At 66.1% G+C, this 584-nt stretch carries 1 protein-coding gene; it reads left to right on the top strand.

Going from position 1 to position 584, the window contains the following annotated elements; genetic code table 11:
- Window positions 1-241: 241 nt before the first annotated feature.
- Window positions 242-571 (top strand): hypothetical protein, encoded by a 330-nt coding sequence (locus tag BH93_RS27765; RefSeq protein WP_032393544.1) that lies wholly within the window; start codon window positions 242-244, stop codon window positions 569-571.
- The last annotated feature ends 13 nt before the right edge of the window (window positions 572-584 follow it).

The following is a 584-nucleotide window of genomic DNA, read 5'->3' as shown; positions in this document are numbered from 1 at the left end:
GTCGCGTTCTTCCCCAACGGAGCCGACCGAGACCTACTCGGCACACTCACCGATGCCGGACACTTCGATACCGTCTGGGTCCAAGCGGACTACCACTTCGCGCTCCGTGACGGCCGCGGAGACGGGTTCACCTACATCGAAGGCGACATCGTCCGCGGAACCTCACGCCGGTAAACGACCGCCCCGGTGCATGACGGCACCGGGGCAACCAACCTCGCACCACTTGGAAGGAACGCCCCTGATGCCCGCACAAGCCTGGGTCACCCTGATCGTCGGCGTCCTCGCCGTGGTCGGCGTCGCCCTGACCGTCCGTCAACGCACCGTGGCCGACAAACGCGCCCAAGCCTGGCAGCGGATCACCTGGTGCCTCGAACGCACCACCAGCGAGAACGAGGCCGAAGCCGCCCTGGGCTGGGACATCTACACACCGGTGACCGACTCGCCGCTCATCACCCGAACCGAACGAGACGTCCTGCGCGCTGTCGCGACCCGGGCGTTGTGGCGAGCACTGGCGTCACCGGCACAAACCGAGGACACTGACAACCAGAACGAGCAGGAGGACCCACGATGACCACCACTGAGAA

Source organism: Rhodococcoides fascians A25f, assembly GCF_000760935.2.
In the GTDB taxonomy this organism is placed as follows: domain Bacteria; phylum Actinomycetota; class Actinomycetes; order Mycobacteriales; family Mycobacteriaceae; genus Rhodococcoides.
Note: the sequence above shows the minus strand (reverse complement) of the source record. Positions and strands in the feature narration are given on the sequence as shown.

Excerpts from the sequence above, each read along its gene's own strand:
- BH93_RS27765 (WP_032393544.1), top strand. The coding sequence starts at position 242 with ATGCCCGCACAAGCCTGGGTCACCCTGATCGTCGGCGTCCTCGCCGTG.